Genomic DNA, 22,653 nt, shown 5'->3' with positions numbered 1-22,653 from the left:
TCGAGATCGCCGCGATGGCCTTTACCGATATCTTCATCAAGCGACCGGTCCTGTCGGTCGTCGTCAGCCTGCTGATCCTGCTGATCGGCTTGCGCGCGGCGATGGTGCTGCCGATCCGGCAATATCCGAAACTGTCGAACACGGTCGTCAACGTCACGACGGTGTACCCGGGCGCGTCCGCTGACCTGATCCAGGGCTTCATCACGACGCCGATCGAGCAGGCGGTCGCCTCGGCCGAGGGTGTCGACTACATCACCTCGTCCTCGGTGCAGGGCACCTCGACGATCCAGATCTACATCAAGCTGAACTTCGATCCGAACCAGGCGCTCACCGAGGTGCTCGCCAAGGTGAACTCGGTCAAATATCTGATCCCGAAGGAATCGAACGACCCGATCGTTACCAAGACGACCGGCCAGACCACGGCCGTCATGTATCTCGGCTTCTCCTCGGAGGAGCTGTCGGGCTCTGCGATCTCGGACTATCTGACGCGCGTGGTGCAGCCGGTGCTGTCGACCGTCGACGGCGTGGCGTCGGCCGACATTCTGGGCGGCCAGACCTTTGCGATGCGGCTGTGGCTTGATCCAGTGAAGATGGCCGGCCGCAACGTGTCGCCCGGCGATGTCGCGGCCGCGATCACCGCCAACAACTTCCAGTCGGCGGCTGGCCAGACCAAGGGCTATCTGATCGTCTCGAACATCTCGACGAACACGGGCCTGACCGACGTCAACCAGTTCAGGAAGATGATCGTCAAGGCCAAGGACGGCGGCTTCGTCCGGATGGAGGACATCGCAACCGTCGAGCTTGCTGCCCAGAGCACGGATGCGAGCGTCGCCTTCAATGGCGAGCACGCGATCTTCATCGGCGTGCAGGCCACCCCGCAAGGCAACCCGCTGACGCTGGTGAAGGGCGTGCGCGCGCTGTTCCCCGAGCTCGAGCGCAATCTGCCGCCGTCGATGAAGATGAAGGTCGCCTACGACTCGACCAAGTTCATCCAGTCGTCGATCGACGAGGTCGAGAAGACGCTGGGCGAGGCCGTGATCATCGTCATCGTGGTGATCTTCCTGTTCCTGGCCTCATTCCGCTCGGTGATCATTCCCGTCGTCACCATCCCCCTGTCGATGATCGGCGTCTGTACGCTGATGCTCGCATTCGGCTTCAGCTTCAACCTGCTGACGCTGCTCGCGATGGTGCTCGCGATCGGTCTCGTGGTCGACGACGCCATCGTGGTGGTGGAGAACATCCACCGCCATCTGGAGGAGGGCAAGTCACCGGTGCAGGCGGCCCTGCAAGGCGCGCGCGAAATCGTCGGCCCCGTCATCTCGATGACCATCACGCTTGCAGCCGTGTACGCGCCGATCGGCTTCCTCGGCGGCCTCACCGGCTCGCTGTTCCGCGAATTCGCGTTCACGCTGGCGGGGTCGGTGATCGTGTCGGGCGTCATCGCGCTGACGCTGTCGCCGATGATGTGCTCGGTGCTGCTCAAGAACACCGAAGAGGGCCGTTTCGCCAAGCTCGTCAACAAGGTGTTCGGCGCCGTGACGCGCTGGTACGGCCGCAGGCTCGACCGCTCGCTCGACTACAAGGCGGTGACCGGCCTGTTCGCGCTGACGATCCTCGGCCTCGTCGGCTTCCTCTATATGCACACCTCGAAGGAGCTGGCGCCGGAAGAAGACCAGGGCATCGTGTTCGCGGTGACCAAGGCGCCGAAATACGCCAATATCGACTATCTCGATTTCTATGGCGAAAAGCTCGACAAGAAATTTCAAAGCTTCCCCGAGACCGACTTGCGCTTCGTGCTGAACGGCATCAACGGCCCTCAGGGCGGCATCGCCGGCATGCTGCTCAAGCCCTGGGACGAGCGTCAGCGTTCGTCGATCAAGCTTAAGCCGCTGGTGCAGGCCGAGCTCTCCAAGATCGAGGGCGTGCAGGCGTTCGCCTTCAACCTGCCGCCGCTCCCGGGCGGCCCGGGCGGCCTGCCGGTGCAGATGGTGATCAACTCGACCGCGGGCTTCCAGACCGTCTATGAGCAGATGGAGAAGCTGAAGGATGCTGCGCGCAAGAGCGGCATGTTCATCGTCTCCGATAGCGATCTCGCCTTCAACCAGCCGACGGTGAAGGTGAGGATCGATCGTACCAAGGCGCAGGACCTCGGCATCAACATGCAGAACGTCGGTAGTGCGCTGGCCGTGCTGCTCGGCGGCAACTACATCAACCGCTTCAACCTGGAGGGGCGCTCCTACCAGGTGATCCCGCAGGTTCCGCGGGAGAAGCGGCTCTCGCCGGAGGCGCTCGACGGTTACTACGTCACGACCAACACCGGCCAGCAGGTTCCGCTGTCCACCGTCCTGTCGCTCGAGACCTCGACCGAGCCGAACTCGCTGACGCACTATAATCAGCTGAACTCGGCGACCTTCTCGGCCGTGCCGATGCCAGGCGTCACCGTCGGTGCGGCGGTCGACTTCCTCGAAGGCGAGGCCAAGAAGCTGCCGCAAGGCTTCAGCCACGACTATCTCGCCGACAGCAGGCAATACGTGCAGGAAGGCAATCAGCTCGCAATCACCTTTGCTTTCGCGCTGATCATCATCTTCCTGGTGCTGGCGGCGCAGTTCGAGAGCCTGCGCGATCCGCTGGTCATCATGATCTCGGTGCCGATGGCGATCGTCGGTGCGCTGATCCCGCTGTTCTTCGGTGCGGCGACGATGAACATCTACACCCAGGTCGGCCTGCTGACACTCGTCGGCCTGATCACCAAGCACGGCATCCTGATGGTGGAGTTCGCCAACGAGCTCCAGGTCAACGAACGGCTCGATCGCCGTTCGGCGATCGAGATGTCGGCTCGCATCCGTCTGCGGCCGATCCTGATGACGACGGCCGCGATGGTCACCGGCCTGATCCCGCTGCTGACCGCGAGCGGCGCGGGTGCCGCCAGTCGCTTCTCGATCGGCCTCGTGGTCGTGGCCGGCATGTCGATCGGCACGCTGTTCACGCTGTTCGTGCTGCCGGCAGTCTACGTGGTGCTCGCGACCGACCACCGCGCCAAGACCGAATCCGAGCGGAACAAGCAGATCGAGGCGCTGGATATGGACTCCAGCGCGCTGCGGCCGACCTGAGGCCGTTCAATCCAAGGTGAAGAGCGGCAATGGCACATCGCCATTGCCGCTTTTTTCTTGTCCCTGCTAGACTTCTGCCGCGCAAAGGTTGCACCAGGGCAGGGAAGGCATGATGAGGCGGCGCGAATTCCTGGGAGGGCTTGGCTGCATTTCGCTGTTGTGTCCGGGTTCGGTCGCGGCACAGGGCAGCAAAACCTACCGTCTCGGCACGCTGACACCGATCGTGCCCATTTCGGAGACGAGACCGGGCGGCAAGATCCTGATCAAGGTGCTCGGCGAGCGTGGCTTCAACCTCGGTCAGAATCTCAGTCTCGAGCCCCGCGGCGCGGCAGGCGATGTTGCCAAGCTCCCCTCGCTGATCGCGGAGCTGAAGTCCAGGAGCGTCGATGCCATTGTCATCATAGGCTACCCGACGGCCATAGCCGCCAAGGCGGCGGGCATGCCCATTGTCGCGGCAAGCGGCATCGGCGATCCCGTCGAGACCCGGCTCATTGAAAGCCTTGCCCATCCCGGCGGCAACATCACCGGCATTTCGGACGTCGCGGCGACGCTCAGTGCCAAGCGGCTGGCGTTGTTGAAGGAGATGTCGCCGAAACTGACCAAGGTCGCCATGCTCTGGAACAAGGACGACCTCGGCATGACCATGCGCTATCAGGCATCGGCGAAGGCCGCCCAGGCGCTTGGGCTGACCGTGCAGGCCCTCGGCGTCCGCGAGCCCGACGATTTCGACGAGGCCTTCTCGGTGATGTCAGGCGATTTGCCGGACGGCATCCTGATGGTGGCGGATGCGCTCACCATTCTCAACCGAAAGCGGGTGTTCGAGTTCGCCGCCGTCCGGAAGCTGCCGGCGATCTACGAAAATGATGATTTCGCCCGCGACGGCGGGCTGATGTCCTACGGACCGGACGTGTCGGAATGTTTCGAGCGGGCGGCAGCACTGGTCGCTCGCATTTTCAATGGAGCGAACCCCGGCGATTTGCCGTTCGAGCAGCCGACCCGCTATCCCCTGGTGCTCAACCTGAAGACGGCGAAGGCGACTGGACTCGAGATTCCGCCCACCTTGCTGGCCCTCGCAGACGAAGTCATCGAGTAACCTTGTGCGCTGCGGCAAGAGACAAGCCCGGGCCTTCTTGCTAGGTTTGGCGGGATGAGCATTTCCCTCCATCCCGACACGCCGCAGGGCCGGTCGCTGCCTGGTAGCGCAGCGGCGGGCGATGTTGCTTCCGGTGACGGCGCGCGGCCCGGGATCCGGACCCGGCTGTTCACCAAATATGTCGGGCTGTTCGTGGCTGTGGTGGCGGTTGCGCTGCTCGCCAACGGTCTCTTCGAGGTGTTCTTCTATTATCGTGAGCACAAGGCCGCGCTGATCCGCGTTCAGCGCGAGCAGGCCGAGGCGGCCGCCGCCAAGATCAGCCAGTTCGTCAAGGAGATCGAGAGCCAGCTTGGCTGGACCACGCAACTGCCGTGGTCGGCCGGCTCGATCGAGCAGCGCCGCTTCGATGCGCTGCGGCTGCTGCGCCAGGTTCCGGCCATCACCGAACTCGCCCAGGTGGATTCGACCGGCAAGGAGCGCTTGCGTGTCTCGCGCCTGGCGATGGACGTCGTCGATAGCGGGATCGATCTTTCCAATGACGCGAAATTCACCGAAGCCGTTGCGCACAAGGTCTATTACGGGCCGGTCTATTTCCGGAGAGAATCCGAGCCCTACATGACGCTGGCGCTCGCCGGCACGCGCAAGGACGCCGGCGTCAGCATCGCGGAAGTCAATCTCAAGCTGATCTGGGACGTCGTCTCGCAGATCAAGGTCGGCGAGCACGGGCATGCCTATGTGGTTGGCTCGCAGGGCCGGCTGATCGCACATCCAGACATCAGCCTGGTGTTGCGCAACACCGACATGTCCAGGCTCGAGCAGGTGCGCGCCGCGCAGACCGGTGGCGGGACCATGCCCGACTCGTTGCAGGAGGCGACCAATCTCCAGGGACAGAAGGTGCTGACCGCGTCCGCGCCGATCGCGCCGCTGGGCTGGACCATGTTCGTGGAGCTTCCGGTCGAGGAGGCCTATGCCTCGCTCTATGCCTCCCTGCAACGTCTCGCCATCGTGCTGCTCGCAGCATCCATCTTCGCGGTGCTCGCAGGGATTTTCCTGGCGCGGCGCATGGTCGGCCCGATCCAGGCCCTGCGCACCGGCGCCGAGCGCATCGGCGGTGGCGACTTCTCGCAGCGTATCTCGATCAAGACCGGCGACGAGCTGGAAGGGCTCGCCAACCAGTTCAACGACATGGGCGCGCGCTTGCAGGAGTCCTATGCGGACCTGGAGAACAAGGTCGAGCAGCGCACGGCGGAGCTGAGTGAATCCCTCCAGCAGCAGACGGCAACCTCGGAGGTTCTGGAGACGATCAGTTCGTCCGCCGGCGAACTGCAGCCGGTCTTCAACAAGATGTTGCAGAATGCAACGCGGGTCTGCGGCGCAAGCTTTGGCGTCATGGATCTCTGGGACGGAGAGCGATACAGTCTGGTATCGGACTACAATCTTCCCCCGGAATTTGCAGCCACGCGGCGGCACGATGGCACGATTGCTCCACATCCCGAGAGCGGCCTTGCCCAGGTTGTCAGGACGCATCAGGTAGCCCAGGTCCTCGACGTTCGCGAAGGCCCTGCCTATCGTGCCGGATCCGAGATGGCGGTCTTGCTCGCCGATGTCGGGGGTGCGCGCACGACGCTCATGGTGCCGCTGTTGCGGGAGAGCGAGCTGGTCGGCGTGATCACGATCTTTCGCCGGGAGGTTCGCGCGTTCACCGACAAGCAGATCGCGTTGGTGGAGAATTTTGCCAATCAGGCGGTCATTGCGATCGAGAACGCTCGACTGCTCAAGCAGCTTCGTGAGCGCACCAATGAGCTCTCGCAATCCCTCGACGAGCTGCGCACCGCGCAGGACCGCCTGATCCAGACCGAAAAGCTGGCTTCGCTGGGGCAGCTCACCGCCGGCATCGCCCACGAGATCAAGAACCCGCTCAACTTCGTCAACAATTTCTCCTCGGTGTCGACGGAGTTGATCGACGAACTCAACGAGGTCATGCAATCGGTAGGCCTCGACGACAAGACCAAGGAGGAGGTCGCCGAGCTCACCTACATGCTCAAGGGTAACCTCGAGAAAGTAGTACAGCACGGCAAGCGCGCCGATTCCATCGTCAAGAACATGCTGCTGCATTCGCGCGAAGGCTCGGGCGAGCGGCGGGCGGCAGACATCAACGCGCTCGTCGAGGAGAGCCTCAATCTTGCCTATCACGGCGCGCGTGCCGAAAAGCCGGGTTTCAACATCACGCTCAAGCGCGACCTCGACCCGGCCGCCGGCATGCTCGACATCTATCCGCAGGAGATCACCCGCGTCTTCCTCAACCTGATCTCGAACGGCTTCTATGCCGCGACCAAACGGAAGGAGCAGGTGGGCGACGGTTTCGAGCCGACGCTGAGCGCCTCAACCAGGAATCTCGGCAACAAGGTCGAAATCAGGATCCGCGACAACGGCACCGGCATCCCGCCCGAGGTGAAGGAGAAAATGTTCAATCCGTTCTTCACCACCAAGCCGGCCGGCGAGGGAACCGGGCTTGGCCTGTCCATGAGTCACGACATCGTGGTGAAACAGCATGGCGGCACAGTCGACGTAAACACTGAGCCGGGTGCTTTCACCGAATTCATCATTACGCTGCCGCGCATGCTGGCAGAAGGCCATACCGGAGGCAGGAATTGAACGTCTATATCCTTGTCGTCGACGACGAGCCCGACGTTGAGGCGCTGTTTCGTCAACATTTCCGGCGCGACCTGCGCGCCGGCCGTTTCCAGATGGAGTTCGCATCGTCCGCGCCGGTGGCGATCGAACGCGCCGTCGCGGTGCGCGACGCCTCGCTGATCCTGATCCTTTCCGACATCAATATGCCCGGCATGAGCGGGCTCGAGATGTTGCCGAAGGTGCGCGCGGCACGTCCGGATGTGCCCGTGATCATGATCACGGCCTACGGCGATGCGGAAACACGGCGGAAGGCGATCGAGCGCGGCGCGGTCGGGCTTCTGACCAAGCCGATCGACTTTGCGCTGCTGCGGCAGGAGATCGACACCAGGCTCGAGCAAGCGGCATGACATCCACGATTCTCGTTGTCGATGATGAGCCCGATCTGGAGGCGCTGGTCCTCCAGAAGTTTCGTAGGCAGATTCGCGAGGGGCTTGTCAGCTTCATGTTTGCCCATGACGGCATCGAGGCGCTGCAATCGATCGAGCTGCATCCTCATGTCGACCTGGTGGTATCAGACATCAACATGCCGCGGATGGACGGGCTGTCGCTGCTCCAGAAGCTCCAGGAGGCCGAGGACAAGAAGTCGACGATCATCGTCTCTGCCTATGGCGACATGAGCAACATCCGGACCGCGATGAATCGCGGCGCCTTCGACTTCCTGACCAAGCCGATTGATTTTGCGGATCTGGAGATGACGATCCAGAAGACCATCCGCCACGTCGAGACGCTGCGCGAGGCGCGGCGCCGGCAGGCGGAAGCCGAGCGTGCCCATGCCTCGCTGTCGCGCTACTTCTCGCCCGAGATCGCCAAGCGTCTGGCCGCGGCGAGCGGCGAGAGCGACGGCATGGAGGTGCAGTGGCGCGACGTGGCGACCATTTTCACCGACATCACCGGTTTCACGACGCTGGTCGAGAGTGCTGCGCCGGAAACGCTGGGCGGGCTCCTCAACGCCTATGTCGGCGGCATGACCGACATCGTGTTCCAGCACGAAGGCACCGTTGCGAAGATCATCGGCGACGCCATTCAAGTGCTGTTCAATGCCCCCGGGGATCAACCCGATTTTGCGACACGCGCGGTCGCCTGCGCCCACGATCTCGATATATGGGCCGAGGACTTCCGCCTGCGCTGGAAGGACAAGGGCGTCAATTTCGGCACGACACGCATCGGCGTCCATGCCGGGCCCGCGCTGGTCGGTAATTTCGGCGGCAGCCGTTTCTTCGACTACACTGCCTATGGCGACACTATCAACACGGCGGCACGGCTGGAAGCCGCCAACAAGTACCTGGGCACGCGCATCTGCGTCAGCGCCACCATCGCCAAGGAGGCCGCGAATTTTCGGGGCCGCCCGGTAGGCGACCTCATGTTGCGCGGCCGCAGCGAGCCGCTCCGGGCCTTCGAGCCGCTTCCGCCGGCGAGATTCGAAACACCTCTGACGACGCAATACTCCGAAGCCTTTGCCAAGCTTGAGGCGGGCGACGTCGCGGCCATGCCAGCCTTCGCCGCGCTGGTCGGCATGCACGCCGACGATGCGCTGGCCGGCTTCCACCTCAAGCGCCTGCTCAACGGCGCCAAGGGCGTCCGCATGCAATTGGAATAGGGATTCGAAAATGACCCGCGAATTCTCTGCCGGCAACTATCGTTTCATTCCGTCCGTGTTCCAGTATTCGGCGGGTGCCGCCGCCGATCCCGGCTACGAGATCGAGCGGGTTCGCTTGGATCGCCTGGCGCCGCTCGCGGAAGGATTTGCCCTGGCCGCCAAGTTGATCCGGGAGGCCGGGCGTCCGCTGACCGCGTTCTGCGCCTGCGAGCTGCGCTCGCCGGCCGCGTTCACGGAAGAAGGCTTCCGCAACTTCAATCTGCACTACGTCAAGACGCTGTCCGAGTGGGGCATCTTCGATGGCACCACCAATCCGGTGGCACGCAGCAATGTCTGTCCCGAGATCGACCCACCCACTGAACCTTCCTTCCATGCGTTCTCCTTCACGCGGCCGACGCGATCGAGCACACCGACCTTCGTGATCGCCGGCGGTGCCGAGGCGCGCGAGGGGAGCGGCAGCTATGTCGAGCGCAGCGTGCGCTACCGGGACCTCAGCCCGGAGGGCATCACGGAGAAGGTCCGCTTCACCGCCGCGCAGATGGAAAGCCGCCTTGCGGCATTCGGCTTCGGCTGGAAGGAGACGACCGCCGTGCAGGCCTATTCGATCCGCGATTTCCACCACGCGCTGGCCGACGAGCTGGTGCGTCGCGGCGCCTTGCGCTCCGGCCTCACCTGGCATTTCGCGCGGCCGCCGGTGGTCGATCTCGAATTCGAGATGGATTGCCGGCGCGTGGTGCGCGAAGTCGTGATCTGAAATCCTCATCCTGAGGAGCGGCCGTCAGGCCGCGTCTCGAAGGATGGCCCCGGGGCGAGAGCGGGGCCTCATGGTTCGAGACGCGCGCAAGAGCGCGCTCCTCACCATGAGGAACGCCTCAGCGCTGGCGCGGATCGAGCGCGTCGCGCAGGCCGTCGCCGAGCAGGTTCAGGGATAGCACCACCAGGAAGATCGCAAGGCCAGGCCAGATCGCCATCCACGGCGCCTGCGTCAGGAAGCGCTGCGCCGCGTTGAGCATGCTGCCCCAGGACGGAGCCGGCGGCTGCTGGCCGAGGCCGAGAAACGACAGAGCGGCTTCCGCGATGATCGCCGCGGCGATCGACAGCGTGGCCTGCACCAGCAGCGCCGGCAGGATGTTCGGCAGGATGTGAGCGAATGCGATCCGCCAGGACGGGTTGCCGAGCGCGCGCGCCGCCTCGACATAGTCCTCGGCCTTGACGCTCAACACCTGGCCGCGGGTCAGGCGGATGAATACTGGGGTGGCCGAGATGCCGATTGCGATCATGGCGTTGCCGAGGCTCGGGCCCAGGAACGCCGCGAGCGCGATAGCCAGGATCAGGAACGGGCATGCGAGCATCGCATCGGTGATCCGGCTGATCAGCGCGTCGGTGAAGCCGCCGCGGTAGCCGGCGAGCAGGCCGAGCGGTACGCCGATGCCAAGCGCAATCGCGACCGAGATGGCGCCGGCGAGCAGCGAGGCGCGCGCACCGTAGATGACCCGGCTCAATATGTCGCGGCCGAGCTCGTCGGTGCCGAACCAATGCAGCGCGGTGGGGGCTTTTCGCACCAGGCTCCAGCTCGTGGCGACGGGATCGTAGGGAACGATCAGCGGCGCCAGCAGGGCCAGCAGGATGAACGTCGTCATCACGACGAGCCCCATGACCGCCGCCTTGCGCTTGAACAGGCGCCGCCGGGCGCGCCGTGCGGGGCTGTCGAGCTCGCTCGTATCAGTGACGGGATGGGCTGAGAGAACGGCGTCGGTCATGACCTAGCCCCTCAGCCGCGGGTTGACGAGGATATAGGCGATGTCGGCGATCAGGTTGAGCGTGATGTAGATCGTCGCGGTGACCAGCACCACGCCCTGCACGACTGCGTAGTCGCGGTTGAACACGGCGTCTACGATCAGCTTGCCGAAGCCGGGAATGGAAAAGATCTGCTCGGTCAGCACCGCGCCCGACAAGAGTGTGCCGAGCTCGAGCGCACCGAGCGTGATCACCGGCGTCAGCGCATTGCGCATGGCGTGCTTGAGGATGACGGTCCGCTCCAGGAGGCCTTTGGCGCGCGCGGTGCGGACATAGTCGCTCTCCAGCACCTGGAGCATGGCGCTGCGCGTATGCCGCATCAGGATCGCGGCGATGGCATTGCCGAGCACGAAGGCTGGCATGATCGTGGCGGCAAGGCTCGCGCGCCAGTCCTCCGTCAGCGGTATATAGCCGGAGGCCGGCAGCCAGCCGAGCTCGATCGAGAACAGGAAGATCAGCATGATGCCGAGCCAGAAGTTCGGCGTCGAGATGCCCCACAGCGCAAACAGGTTGGCGCCGTAGTCCCAGGCCGTGCCTTTCTTGACCGCCGAGACGATGCCTGCGGGGATCCCGATCAGGAACGCGATCAGAATTGCCATCGACGCGAGCTGCAACGTCACGGGCAGCTTCTGCGCGATCAGCGCGCGCACCGGCATCTTGTTGCGCAGGGACTCCCCGAAGTCGCCGGTCAGAACGCCCCTGACCCAATAGGCGTATTGCACGGGGATCGGCTGATCGAGCCGGTATTGCTGGCGGATCTGCGCGATCACGGCGGGATCCCGCTCTTCGCCGGCCATCACCAGCGCCGGATCACCCGGCAGGAGCTGCTGGAGCGAGAAGATCAGCACCGACACGAAGAACAGCGTCGGTATGATCTGCGCAAGACGGCGGGCGAGGAAGTTCAGCATCCCCGGGACGTCACTTCAGCTTGAGGCCGATGACGCGCACGAGGCCGTCCGGCATCTGCTTGTAACCTTCCAGCCTGGTCGTGTGGGCGATGATGATGCGGCGGTGGTAGAGATAGAGGATCGGCTCCTCCTCCTGAACCAGCTTCGCCAGAGTCTCATAGATCGCCTTGCGCTTGTCGGGATCGCTGACGAGCCGGGCCTCCTCGAGCGCCTTGTCGGCCTGCGCATTATTCCACGCGCCGTAATTTTGCGGCGCGTCGCTGTGCAGGAAGATGTAGGAGTTGCCGTCGGGATCGACGCGGCCGCTCCAGGCGAGCACGAAGGCCTGGTAATCGCCGGCCTCGGCCTGCTTGAGTCCGGTCGCAAACTCAGTGACACGGATCTTCATGTCGAACCCGGCTTCCGCCGCCATCGACTGGATCACCTGCGCCGGCGTTTCGGTTTCCGCGCCTTTCGGCACCAGGAAATCGACGCTGACAGGCGGCGTCACGCCGGCTTCCTTCAGCAGCGCCTTGGCCTTCTCCACGTTGCGGGCGCGGACCGGAACGGCCTTCTGATAAAAGGGATGGTCGGGATTGACCCATTGGTTGCCGACCTGAAACTCGCCGTTGAAAACGACCTGATTGATGGCGTCCCGGTCGATGGCAAGATCGAGCGCCTGGCGCACCTTGGCGGACTGGCTGAGCGGCCCCTTGGCCTTGTCCTTGCCGATGTTGAGCGTGACGCCCTGATAGCCGAGCTCGATCGCGGTCGCGACCTTCAGCCGCGAGTCGGCCCGCACGTCCTTCAGATCGGTCGCGAGTACGCGCTCGATCAGGTCGAGCCCGCCGGATTTCAAATTGGCAAGCCGCACCGTGGAATCGACGATTGGCTGGAACACGACGCGGTCGATGAAGACATTGTCCTTGTTCCAATAGTCGGCGAATTTCTCGAACACGATGCGGTCCTGCTGCACGCGCTCGACGAATTTGTAGGGACCGGCGCAGACCGGATGCAGGCCGAACTTGTCGCCTTCGGCTTTGGCTGCCTTCGGCGAGACCATCATGCCGGCGCGGTCGGTGAGCTGCGCGAGCAGCGGCGAGAATGGCGCCTTCAGCACCAGTCTGATGGTGAGGGGATCGACCACCTCGACATGGTCGACCGAGGCGAGCTCGGGCTTGCGGAACGAGCCGGGGAAGGTGAGGTGTCGCTCGAGGGAGAACTTTGCGGCTTCCGCGTCGAACGGCTCGCCATCGTGGAATTTCACGCCGGGGCGGAGCTTGATGACGAGCGCCTTGCCGTCGTCGGCGGTCTCGCTCGACAGCGCGAGCTGCGGCACGATGTTCAGCTTCTCGTCGATGTCGAACAGCTTGTCGCAGAATGCGGAGAACACGATGCGGCCGACATAGGTGCGCGCCATGGTCGGATCGAGGATATCGGGGTCCTCGGCAAGCCCGATGCGCAGCGTGGTCTGGGCCTGCGCGGCGCCGAGTGACACCAGCAATGCGGCGGCGGTGGCCGCGAGGCGGAACATCTTCATTGCATCATCCCCAAGGCTATCAAGACTCATCTGACATGACTGGCGGCTATCTCGGTGTTGCCGGTGCATCTTGTATACCAACCCCGGAGGGGCCAGCGCCTTCCGTCTTTCGGCTGAAGGCGGCAACCAATTTCGCGAGCGCCGGCGACAAAGCGTGCGGGGCGGGCAGGATGGCATCGGCCGGGGGCAGCTCGGCGACGCGGTGACATGCAGTGGCATGGCCGCTGCTGTCAGCCAAAAGTTGCGGTGCCTCGCTGCGGCAGCGGTCGACCACGAACGGGCAGCGGGTGTGGAAGCGGCACCCTGCCGGCGGGGCGAGCGCGCTCGGCATCTCGCCCTTGAGCAGGATGGTGCTTCGCTTTGCGTGCGGTTGCGGCAGAGGAATCGCGGACAGAAGTGCGCGGCTATAGGGATGGCGCGGCGCGGCGAACAGCGCGTCGGCGTCGGCCGTCTCGACGATGTGGCCAAGGTTCATCACGGCAACACGGTCGGCGATATGCTTCACCACGGCAAGATCGTGCGAGACGAAGATGTAGGCGAGGCCGAGCCGATCCTGGAGCTCCCGCAGCAGATTCAGGATCTGAGAGCGGATGGAGACATCGAGCGCCGAGACCGGCTCGTCACAGATGATCAGCCTGGGCTCGACCGCGAGCGCCCGCGCAATCGCGATACGCTGGCGCTGGCCGCCGGAGAATTCATGCGGATAGCGGCGAGCCAGCCGCGATTCCAGTCCGACGAGCTGCAAAAGTTCCGCAACGCGCTCGCGCCGGCGCGATGGCGGGACGAGATTATGCAGCGCGAGCGGCTCGGTCAGGATCTGGCTGACCGTCATGCGCGGGTTGAGCGAGGCGTAAGGATCCTGAAAGATGATCTGCGCCTTTCGGCGAAAGGCGCGCAGCGCATCGGCGTTGAGCGCGAGCAGATCGCGACCTTCGAAGCGAACGCTACCGGCATCCGGCTCGATCAGCCGCAGCACCAGCCGGCTGACCGTCGACTTGCCGCAGCCGGATTCGCCGACCAGCGCCAGCGTCTTGCCTGCTTCGAGTGCAAAGCTGACTCCGTCGACGGCCTTGACCAGGGACTTGGGCCTGCCGAGCAGCGAGCGCTCGGCAACGAAATGCTTGACCAGATTTTCGACCTCGAGCAGCGCCATCACGACACCAACTGCTCGAGCGGCGCGCGGATGCAGCGCGAGAGATGGCCGGCGCTCACTTCGGCAAGCGGCGGCGGCGCTTTCGTGCAGGCCTCCAGCATGAACGGGCACCTTGCAGCAAAGCGGCAGGCGGCCGGCGGATGTGCCATGTTCGGCACCATGCCTTCGATCGTTGCAAGCTGCTCGGCGCGGTGGTCGAGGCGCGGGATCGAGCCGAGCAGGCCGACGGTATAGGGATGCTGCGGCGAGGCGAACAGCTCGTCCACTGGCGCGCGCTCGACGATCTCGCCGGCATACATCACGGCGACCTCGTCGCAGACTTCGGCGACGACGCCGAGATCATGGGTGATCAGGATGATGGCAGCGCCGCTCGCCGCCTTCAATTCGCGCATCAGTTCCAGGATCTGAGCCTGCAAGGTGACGTCGAGCGCCGTGGTCGGCTCGTCGGCGATCAAAAGGCGCGGGTCGCAGGCAAGCGCCATTGCGATCATCACGCGCTGGCGCATGCCGCCGGAGAGCTTATGCGGGTATTCGTCGATGCGCCGTTCGGGGGAGGGAATGTGGACGCGGCGGAGCAGCTCGATCGCCCGCTCGCGGGCGTTCTTCCTCGAGCCGCCGCGGTGGCGCAAAATCGTCTCGATGATCTGGTCGCCGATGGTGAAGCTCGGATTGAGCGAGGTCATCGGTTCCTGGAAGATCATCGCGAGCCGATTGCCGCGCAGGTCGCGCAGGCTCTTGTCGGAGCTTTGCAGGAGATCAACGCCATCGAAGCGGATGTAGCCGGTGACCTCGCTGGTTTGCCTCGGCAACAGTCCCATGATCGCAAGCGACGTCACGCTCTTGCCGCAACCGGATTCGCCGACGAGGCCGAGCGTCGCTCCATTGGCGACGCTGAGATCGACGCTGTCCACCGCGTGGGTGATGCGACCATCGTCGCCGTGGAAGCGGACGCGCAGGTTCTCGATCTTGATGAGGGGCGCCGCGCTCATTGCTCTGTCGTGCGGGCCGCTGCGGTGCGGGCATCGACCACGGCGCGGTCGGTGATCCCGGCCGGGTTCCGGCGCGTCGGCAGCGAGGCGCGGAAATGCACCCAGAGTTCGTTGCTGACCTGCTCAAGCCGTGCCAGTTCGGCAAGCGGATCGAGATGATCGTCGACGCGCAGGTCGAGCGCGGACCATTCCTCCTCGCCATGGATGAGCAAGGCAGCAGACTGCTTGCCGCGCTTGTCGCCGCCGGCGGCTTCTCCGGCCCGCATCGCCGCCAGCAGGCGGCGCGGGAAGGGCAGGCTGTCATTGGCGATGTAGGTCTTTGCCGTCTCGCTGAGGACGTCGGGGCCGGCGAGCATGTTGCCGGCAATGGAGAAGCCGTTTCCCGCCGTGTGTCCGCACCAGTCGATGCAGTCGCGGCCGGTGTGCGCCGCGACTTCACCGCTGGCATCCATGATGTGGACTTGGCGGCTTTCACGGCCATCATCGGTCGCGAGCAGCGCCGCGAGTACGTCATGCGCATTCAGACCTTCGCGCAACAGCTTGACGCCGTCGATGCCATAATAGGGATTGACGAAAGCCTGCGTCGCGATGGCGCCGAGGCCAGCGGCGATGAAGGGGACGCGCGCGCCGACGGCGAAGAAGCGCGTCGCAACCGCGATGCCGAACTGGCCGGTGGCAGGATCTCGCGCGATGATCGACCAGGTCATGTTGTGCTCGTCTCGGTCAGCGCCCTGCCGCGTATCCCTGCATACCCCGTGGATTCGCCGCGGCGCGTCGGCGCCCCCCGACGCGCGATGCGGCGGTAAGGCGGCCTTCGGACCAGTCGGGACCGACCTCCACGATATGCCCGCGCTCGCGCAAATTCTCGATCGTCGCCTTCGGCACGCGGTTCTCCACGACGAGCACGCCGGGTCGCGCGGTGCGTGGCCAGAACGAGATCGGGAAATGCTCCGAATGCCATGCCGGCGCGTCGATCGCCTCCTGGAGATTGAGGTTGCAATGGACATGCCGCAAGAAGAACTGCGTGATCCACTGATCCTGCTGGTCACCGCCCGGGGATCCCCAGGCGAGATACGGCTCGCCGTCACGCAGCGCCATGGTCGGCGACAGCGTGGTGCGCGGACGCTTGCCCGGCGCGAGCGAGGCGGGGTGACCTTCCTCCAGCCAGAACATCTGGGCGCGGCTTCCCAGACAGAAGCCGAGCTCCGGAATGACCGGCGAGGATTGTAGCCAGCCGCCCGACGGCGTCGAGGACACTACGTTGCCGGCCTTGTCGATGATGTCGAAATGCACGGTGTCGCCGCGTACCTCGCCGAACCTGCCGACGGTGGGCTCGCCGGCGCCGAGCGCGCCGACCGCCTCGCGTTGGCCTTCGGCGCGGCGCAGCTTGACGACCCCGCCAAAGCCTTCGACCGAGCCGGGCCGGAAGTCGAGCGAGGCTTTTTCGGTGACGAGCTTGCGGCGCTCGTCGTTATAGGCATCCGACAACAGCGTTGTGATCGGGATCTCGTTGAACTTGGGATCGCCGTAGAACTTTTCGCGGTCAGCGAAAGCGAGCTTGGCGCATTCGATCTGGACATGGATGAACTCGGGGCCCGTCGGATCGAGCCCGTCGAGGGCAAAGCCTTTGAGCAGCGCAAGCTGTTGGAGCGTGACCGGACCCTGACTCCAGACGCCGGCCTTGCAGACGGTGTAGCGGCCGTAGTCGTAGGTCAGCGGCGCCTCGATCGTCGGTTGCCAGCGCGCCATGTCGTCGGCCGAGAGAACGCCACGATGCGGCGCGCCGCTGACGTCCATCACCTCCTGCGTCCGGCAGAACCTGTCGATGGCCTCCGCGACAAAGCCTTTCGACCAGGCGTTTCGCGCGCGCTCGATCTCGGCATCGCGGCCACCGCCGCCGCTTTCGGCTTCGCTGAGAATGCGGGCGTAGGTCGCCGCGAGAGTCTTATTGGTGAAGAGTGTGCCGGGCTTCGGCACCTCGCCGTTCGGAAGATAGACAGCGGCCGACGTCGGCCAGTGCTTGCGGAACAGTTGCTCGACGGTCTTGATCGTGGCGCAGGCGCGCTCGACCAGCGGATAACCGTCGCGTGCGTAGGAGATCGCGGGCTCAAGCACGTCGCGCACACGCATCGTGCCGTAGTCGCGGAGCAGCAGCATCCACGATTCGAAGGTGCCGGGGACGCAGGCCGCAAGGAGGCCAGTGCCGGGCACCATATCCAGGCCTTCGCTCTTGTAGTGGGCAATGGTGGCGCGCGCCGGTGCCGGTCCCTGGCCGCAGATCACCTCGGTGCGGCCGCGCTTGACGTCATACACGATGATGGGCACGTCCCCGCCGGGGCCGTTGAGATGCGGCTCGACCACCTGAAGCGTGAAGGCGGTCGCGACGCCGGCGTCAAACGCGTTGCCGCCTTTTTCGAGGATGGCCATGCCGACGGCGGTCGCGATCCAGTGCGTGGTGGCGACGACCCCGAACGTGCCTTCGATCTCGGGCCGCGTCGTGAAGGGATCGGGATTGACATTGCTGGCCATGGGGGGTCACTTTTCTTGTTTGCTGCGGCCACAATTGATCACAGGCACGACCCGCTGCCAATTGCGCGGGCAGCATGGCACGCGCGCGTCACGCCGGTACCGGCGCGGTGTTGACGGCGTGGCAGGCGACGCCGTCGATCAGTTGCGGCGTCTTCTTGCGGCAGAGATCGAAGGCGAGAGGGCAGCGCGGATTGAAGGCGCAGCCCGGCGGCGGATTGATCGGATTCGGGATCTCGCCCTTGACCGGAATACGCTGGCGGCCGGACATCGCCAGATCCGGCACCGCGCCGAGCAGCATCTTGGTGTAGGGCATGCGCGGGCGCGCGAACAGCTCACGGCCTTCGGCGATTTCGACGATGCGGCCGAGATACATCACGCCGACGCGGCTCGCCATGTGGCGAACGACTGCAAGATTGTGGCTGATGAACATGTAGGTGAGGCCGAACTTGTCCTGGAGGTCGCGCATCAGGTTGAGGATCTGCGCCTGCACGGACACGTCGAGCGCCGAGGTCGGCTCGTCGCAGACGATGAACTCGGCGTCGGACGCCAGCACGCGCGCGATCGCGATGCGCTGGCGCTGGCCGCCGGAGAACTCATGCGGGTATTTCAGCCGGTCGTCGGGATGCAGCCCCACCAGGCTCAACAATTCACCGACGCGGGCCTGGATGTCGCGCTCGCCCTGGATCAGGTCGAAGGCGCGGATCGGCTCGGCGATGATGGCGTCGACCCGGAAACGCGGATTGAGACTCGCATAAGGATCCTGGAAGATCATCTGGATGCGGCGGCGCAAGCGGCGACGCGCCGGCGCCTGCTTCGGATCGGTCATCGAGACGCCGTCGATCAGGACCTGGCCCGAACTCGGCGGCAACAGCCCGACGACCATCCGTGCGACCGTCGTCTTGCCCGAGCCGGATTCTCCGACCAGCGCAAAAGTCTCACCCTTGTTGATGTCGAAGGTGACGCCGTCGACGGCCTTGAGATATTCGAGATGGCCGCCTTCGATCACCCGGTTCAACCATGGCTTCGAGACGTCGAAGACGCGGCGCAAGTTCCTGGCCTGGACGAAGGATGCGCTCATGCTGCGCTCTCCGCGGGGACGTTGTCATAGAGATGGCACGCGACCGATTGCGCGCCCTGGGCAAGCGGCTCGGGCCGCTCGACCCGGCAGCGGTCGAACGCAAAGGCGCAGCGCGGATTGAACGAACAGCCGCGCGGGATCGCCGACAGACGCGGCATGGAGCCGGGGATCTGCACCAGGCGCTTGTCTTCGCCGGCGAGCGTCGGGATCGCGCCCATCAGACCCTTGGCGTAGGGGTGCAGCGGATTCTTCACGACATCCTGCACCGGGCCGATCTCGGCGACGCGGCCGGCATACATCACCGCGACGCGGTCGGAGGTCTCTGCGATCACGCCCATGTCGTGGGTTACCAGCATCACGGCGGTGCCGTGGTCGCGTCCGAGCCGCTTGATCAGCGAGATGATCTGCGCCTGCACGGAGACGTCGAGCGCGGTGGTCGGCTCGTCCGCGATGATCAGCTCCGGCTCGGCGCAGATCGCGAGCGCAATCACCACGCGCTGGCGCATGCCACCGGAGAATTCGTGGGGATAGCCGTCGATGCGCTTCTCCGGCGCGGGGATGCCGACCTCGGCGAGGAGATCGATGGCGCGGCGGCGCGCAGCCTGCTCGGACAGGTTCAGATGCGTGCGGATCGTCTCCACGATCTGGTCGCCGATCTTGTAGAGCGGGTTCAGCGAGGTCAGCGGATCCTGGAAGATCATGCCGATCCGCTTGCCTCGGACGCGGCGCATTTCCTCCGGCGGCAGGTTGTCGATGCGCGTGCCGGCGAGAAGGATCTCGCCGCCGGCGATGCGGCCGGGCGGATCGATCAGGCCAATCACGGCGAGCCCGGTGACCGACTTGCCCGCGCCGGACTCGCCGACCACGCCCAGCACCTCGCCCTTGGCGATATCAAAGGAGACGTCGTCGATCGCGCGCAGCGTGCCGCGACGGGAGGCGAACTCCACCTGAAGGTTACGCACGGAGAGAACTGTGTCGGTCATGAACGAGGTGGACTCACCTGAGCTTGGGATTGAGTGCGTCGCGCAGCCAGTCGCCGAGCAGGTTGATGGAGAGGATCAGCGCCGCGAGCGCGAGGCCGGGGAAGGCGACGATCCACCATTCGCCGGCGAACAGATAGTTGTTGCCGATGCGGATCAGCGTGCCGAGCGAGGGCATGGTCTCGGGCATGCCCGAGCCGAGGAACGACAGCGTCGCCTCGGTGATGATCGCCAGCGCCAGGTTGATGGTGGCGATGACAAGGATCGGCCCCATCGTGTTCGGCAGCACATGGCGCAGCATGATCACGGGGGCGGGGAGGCCGATCAGTTGCGCTGCGGCAACGTAATCCTTGTTCTTCTCGACCATCACCGAGCCGCGCACCGTGCGGGCATATTGCACCCAGAAGCTCAGGCCGATCGCGAGCACCAGCACACCCAGCATGCTCATCTCGTCGAGCTTGTTGCCGAGCACCGATTTGGCGATGCCGTTGACGAGAAGCGCGATCAGGATCGCGGGGAAGGAGAGCTGCACGTCGGCGACGCGCATGATCAGGCCGTCGACGGCGCCGCCGAAATAGCCCGCGGTCAAGCCGAGCAGAATGCCGAGCGCACCGGACAAGACGACACCGAGCACGCCGACGACGAGAGAGATCCGCAGCCCGTAGAGGATCGCGGAGAGCACGTCGCGGCCCTGCTCGTCGGTGCCGAGCAGGAACGGGCTCTGGCCGTCGGCGGTCCAGAGTGGCGAGATGCGCGAATTCAGGAGCTGGAGCTGCGCCGGATCAAACGGATTCTGCACGGCCAGCAATGAGGCGAAGATGGCGAGCAGGAAGAACAGCAGCGTGATCGCAGCCGCGATCATGGTGATCCTGGAGCGGCGGAAGGAATAGAACAGGTCGCTCTCAACGGCGCGCTTGAACCAGCCGGAATGGGCCGCACTGCGCGCGAGGGGCTCTTCCGTTTTGTGCTGGACGACGGCCTCGCTCATCTCAGTGTGCCCGGCTGACCGTCGAGCGCAAGCGCGGATCGACGATGGTGTAGAGGATGTCGACGACGAGATTGATGGTGACGAAGATCAGGGACACCATCATCAAATACGCTGCCATGATCGGGATATCGACATTCTGAACGGCCTGGACGAACAACAAGCCCATTCCCGGCCACTGGAATACCGTCTCGGTGATGATCGCAAATGCAATTACCGAGCCAAATTGCAGGCCGGCCACCGTGATCACAGGAACCAGCGTGTTCCGCAACGCGTGGCCGAAATGGATCGCGCGTGTCGTGAGGCCGCGGGCGCGGGCGAAGCGGATATAGTCGGTGCGCATCACCTCCAGCATCTCGGCGCGCACCAGGCGCATGATCAGCGTCATCTGGAACAGGCCAAGCGTGATCGAGGGCATGATCAGCGCCTTCAATCCGGAGAGCGTGAGAAGCCCCGTCGTCCACCAGCCGATATGAACGACGTCGCCGCGGCCGAACGAGGGCAGCCAGCCAAGCGTCACCGAGAACAGATAGATCAGCAGGACGCCGATCAGGAAAGTCGGCAGCGAGATGCCGATCAGCGAGATCGCCTGGAATGCATGCGCGAGCCAGGTGTCGCGGCGGAGCGCCGAATAGACGCCCATCAGTATGCCGCCTACCATCGCGAAGATGGTGGCGCAGATCGCGAGCTCGAGCGTCGCCGGCATCCGCTCCATCAACAGATTCGTGACCGGAAGGCGGAACTGGTAGGAGATGCCGAATTTGAACTGCGCTGCATTGGCGACATAGCGGCCGAACTGAACGATCACGGGATCATCGAGGCCGAGCGACTGGCGGATCGCGGCGCGCTCGGCGCCCGAGGTGTCGATCGACACCATCTGGTTCACGGGATCGCCGGCGAAGCGGAACATCGAGAACGCAATGATGCCTACGGCGATCATGACACCGACGGCCTGGATTGCCCTGCGAAGCGTGAAAGCGAGCATCTGATACCTTCACGTCTCTTCAGCGGTGCGCATCATTGCGTAACCCTAAACGGCAAGTCCCGGAAGCCGAGGCTTCCGGGACTTCACAACTCGTCGACACTTACTCTTCCTGCTTGGTGGCCCAGTAGAGCAGGACCTGGTTGTCCGCGCGCTGAACCAGTTTCACCTTCTTCGATACGCCCCAGGCCAACGCCTGCTGATGCAGCGGGATATAGGCGTAGTCCTTGTTGGCGATCTCGAAGGCCTGTTTGATCAGTTGATTGCGCTTGTTCATGTCAGGCTCGACCAGAATCTGGTCCGTGAGTGCGTCGACCTGCTTGTTGCAGTAGCCGCCGAGATTGGCTTCGCCGCGGTTGGGATCCTTCGGATCGTCGCGACAGCCCATGATGTCGTGCAGCACGTTCTGGGAGTCCATCGTGGCCGGCGTCCAGCCCAGCATGAAGAAGGAGGTCTTGTAGCCGCCGGGCTTCAGCACCTTGGCGAAATACTGCGCCTTGGGCTGCGCCAGCAGGCTCACCTTGACACCGATGCGGGCAAGCATGCCGACCACGGCCTGACAGATCGCGGCGTCATTGACGTAGCGGTCGTTCGGGCAGTCCATCGTGACCTCGAAGCCATCGGGATAGCCCGCCTCGGTCAAGAGCTTCTTGGCGCCATCGAGATCGAATTTCGGCCGCGTGAACTCCTTCGACAGGGGATAGAGCTCCGGGGCGACCATCAGGGCGGACGGGGTCGAAAGCCCGCGCATGACGCGATTCTTGATCAGCTCGACGTCGATCGCCTTGTAGAAGGCCTCGCGGACGCGGATGTCCTTGAACGGGTTCTTGCCCTTGACGTTCGAGAACAGCAGCTCATCGCGCGACTCATCCATGCCGATGAAGATCGTGCGCAGTTCCGGCCCGGACAGCACCGTCGCATTGGGGCTCGCATTGACGCGCTGGATGTCCTGGATCGGAACCGGTTCGATCACGTCGACCTCACCCGACAACAGTGCCGCAACGCGCGTTGCGTCCGACGCGATCGGCGTGAACACGATCTCCTTGAGATTATGTTCCGGCTTCTTCCAGTAGTTCGGATTGGCCTTGAAAACGGTCTTTACGCCGGGCTGATGGCTCTCGATCGTGAAGGGGCCTGTGCCGTTCTCATGCAGCGAGGCGTAGCTCGGGGTCGTGGCGGCGACCGGCGTCGGTGCCACCGCATTGTTCGCCTCGGCCCATTTCTTGTCCATGATGTACC

Annotated in this window: 18 protein-coding genes; 6 read left to right on the top strand and 12 right to left on the bottom strand. The window is 64.4% G+C overall.

Going from position 1 to position 22,653, the window contains the following annotated elements:
- The first annotated feature begins 14 nt into the window (after positions 1-14).
- From SO180_RS14260 to cnbZ, 6 genes are all read left to right on the top strand, one after another.
- Positions 15-3,110, top strand: coding sequence for a MexW/MexI family multidrug efflux RND transporter permease subunit (locus SO180_RS14260; RefSeq protein ID WP_449379460.1), 3,096 nt, complete (start codon positions 15-17; stop codon positions 3,108-3,110).
- A gap of 112 nt (positions 3,111-3,222) precedes the next feature.
- Positions 3,223-4,203, top strand: coding sequence for an ABC transporter substrate-binding protein (locus tag SO180_RS14255; RefSeq protein ID WP_449379459.1), 981 nt, complete (start codon positions 3,223-3,225; stop codon positions 4,201-4,203).
- Positions 4,204-4,257: 54 nt separating this feature from the next.
- Entirely contained in the window at positions 4,258-6,858 is a 2,601-nt protein-coding gene (locus SO180_RS14250; protein ID WP_449379458.1) for a sensor histidine kinase, read from the top strand.
- Positions 6,855-7,244, top strand: coding sequence for a response regulator (locus SO180_RS14245; protein WP_449379457.1), 390 nt, complete (start codon positions 6,855-6,857; stop codon positions 7,242-7,244). The genes SO180_RS14250 and SO180_RS14245 overlap by 4 nt, the downstream gene beginning before the upstream one ends.
- Positions 7,241-8,494: an adenylate/guanylate cyclase domain-containing protein gene (locus SO180_RS14240; protein ID WP_449379456.1), complete on the top strand. Its 1,254-nt coding sequence runs from the start codon at positions 7,241-7,243 to the stop codon at positions 8,492-8,494. The genes SO180_RS14245 and SO180_RS14240 overlap by 4 nt, the downstream gene beginning before the upstream one ends.
- A 10-nt stretch (positions 8,495-8,504) precedes the next feature.
- Positions 8,505-9,248: a 2-amino-5-chloromuconate deaminase CnbZ gene (gene cnbZ / locus SO180_RS14235; protein ID WP_449379455.1), complete on the top strand. Its 744-nt coding sequence runs from the start codon at positions 8,505-8,507 to the stop codon at positions 9,246-9,248.
- Between the two features lie 118 nt (positions 9,249-9,366).
- Here the strand turns inward: cnbZ and SO180_RS14230 are convergent, their stop codons facing one another.
- From SO180_RS14230 to SO180_RS14175, 12 genes are all read right to left on the bottom strand, one after another.
- Positions 9,367-10,254 (bottom strand): ABC transporter permease, encoded by an 888-nt coding sequence (locus SO180_RS14230; protein ID WP_449379454.1) that lies wholly within the window; start codon positions 10,252-10,254, stop codon positions 9,367-9,369.
- 3 nt (positions 10,255-10,257) lie between these two features.
- Positions 10,258-11,199 (bottom strand): ABC transporter permease, encoded by a 942-nt coding sequence (locus SO180_RS14225; protein ID WP_449379453.1) that lies wholly within the window; start codon positions 11,197-11,199, stop codon positions 10,258-10,260.
- 10 nt (positions 11,200-11,209) lie between these two features.
- Positions 11,210-12,718: an ABC transporter substrate-binding protein gene (locus SO180_RS14220; RefSeq protein ID WP_449379452.1), complete on the bottom strand. Its 1,509-nt coding sequence runs from the start codon at positions 12,716-12,718 to the stop codon at positions 11,210-11,212.
- Positions 12,719-12,764: 46 nt separating this feature from the next.
- The gene (locus SO180_RS14215; protein WP_449379540.1) at positions 12,765-13,871 is read right to left on the bottom strand and encodes an ABC transporter ATP-binding protein; all 1,107 of its coding nucleotides are present in this window, start codon (positions 13,869-13,871) and stop codon (positions 12,765-12,767) included.
- On the bottom strand, positions 13,871-14,860 hold the full coding sequence (locus SO180_RS14210) for an ABC transporter ATP-binding protein (RefSeq protein WP_449379451.1): 990 nt from the start codon (positions 14,858-14,860) through the stop codon (positions 13,871-13,873). Before SO180_RS14210 ends, SO180_RS14215 begins: the two co-directional genes overlap by 1 nt.
- Positions 14,857-15,567: a DUF1028 domain-containing protein gene (locus SO180_RS14205; protein ID WP_449379450.1), complete on the bottom strand. Its 711-nt coding sequence runs from the start codon at positions 15,565-15,567 to the stop codon at positions 14,857-14,859. Before SO180_RS14205 ends, SO180_RS14210 begins: the two co-directional genes overlap by 4 nt.
- Positions 15,568-15,583: 16 nt before the next feature.
- Positions 15,584-17,389 carry a gamma-glutamyltransferase family protein gene (locus tag SO180_RS14200; protein WP_449379449.1) on the bottom strand — a complete coding sequence of 602 codons (1,806 nt, stop codon included), beginning with the start codon at positions 17,387-17,389 and terminating at the stop codon, positions 15,584-15,586.
- A gap of 88 nt (positions 17,390-17,477) precedes the next feature.
- Entirely contained in the window at positions 17,478-18,467 is a 990-nt protein-coding gene (locus SO180_RS14195; RefSeq protein ID WP_449379448.1) for an ABC transporter ATP-binding protein, read from the bottom strand.
- Positions 18,464-19,450, bottom strand: coding sequence for an ABC transporter ATP-binding protein (locus SO180_RS14190; RefSeq protein ID WP_449379447.1), 987 nt, complete (start codon positions 19,448-19,450; stop codon positions 18,464-18,466). Before SO180_RS14190 ends, SO180_RS14195 begins: the two co-directional genes overlap by 4 nt.
- Before the next feature lie 13 nt (positions 19,451-19,463).
- Complete coding sequence (locus SO180_RS14185) at positions 19,464-20,435, bottom strand: ABC transporter permease (protein ID WP_449379446.1); 972 nt, start codon at positions 20,433-20,435, stop codon at positions 19,464-19,466.
- Between the two features lies 1 nt (position 20,436).
- Positions 20,437-21,417, bottom strand: coding sequence for an ABC transporter permease (locus SO180_RS14180; protein WP_449379445.1), 981 nt, complete (start codon positions 21,415-21,417; stop codon positions 20,437-20,439).
- A 100-nt stretch (positions 21,418-21,517) separates the two neighbouring features.
- Positions 21,518-22,653 (bottom strand): ABC transporter substrate-binding protein (locus SO180_RS14175; RefSeq protein ID WP_449379444.1); only part of this gene is annotated, 1,136 nt, incomplete at its 5' end.

Source organism: Bradyrhizobium sp. UFLA05-112 (assembly GCF_053572325.1).
Note: the sequence above shows the minus strand (reverse complement) of the source record. Positions and strands in the feature narration are given on the sequence as shown.